This window comes from Mycobacterium sp. E3247 (assembly GCF_001667785.1).
Classification (GTDB): domain Bacteria; phylum Actinomycetota; class Actinomycetes; order Mycobacteriales; family Mycobacteriaceae; genus Mycobacterium.
In genome coordinates, this window is sequence record NZ_LZJG01000215.1 from 1 (window position 1) to 598 (window position 598).

General features: G+C 60.9%; 1 protein-coding gene. It reads right to left on the reverse strand.

The genetic code is table 11. The annotated features are described in order from the left end of the window. Positions 1-44: 44 nt before the first annotated feature. Positions 45-598 (reverse strand): sensor domain-containing protein (locus tag A9X04_RS11815; protein ID WP_156764331.1); only part of this gene is annotated, 554 nt, incomplete at its 5' end.

Genomic DNA, 598 nt, shown 5'->3' on the forward strand with positions numbered 1-598 from the left:
TACTCCTCCCGGATCCTGCACAAAGTATTCCGATTCTCCCGGGTCTATCCGGGGATCTTCTCCGACATCTTGTCCAGAACTGTCGCGGTGGCCGGAGCGCCATTGCCGTATTGGCACACCTGCGCAGTGATGATCACATTGTTCTTCGCGCGCGCCACGTTGGGGCAGATCCAACCGGTGGGCTTCCCGTCCTGCAGTTCCGTCGCGGTCCACGTCAGATCCTTGCCGCCGGCGTCGGTCTTTTGGAATCTCCATCGATATTTGCCGCTCAGGTGGATGACGGCATTGCTGCACGCATCGAGACGCTTGGCAAAAGCGTCGCCAAGCAACACCGTCGCTGCTTTGGAATCGACAACCGTCGCAACGGCTTGACGGACCGCATGCTCGTACGTGTCCTTGTCCTCTTTGTAGAGATTGCTCCGCCACGCGGTGTAAGCCACCCCCACCGAGTACGTGTCCGGCGCGATCAGCGGCTCGCACTGCGGGTTACCCTCGTCGACGAAGGCGGCCACGGGCGGGGAGGTCGCGCCGGGCGGAGGTTTGGACGCCCAGTTTAGTTTCGCACCGACAATCTCGTTAATCAGGTCTGGCGTCTTGA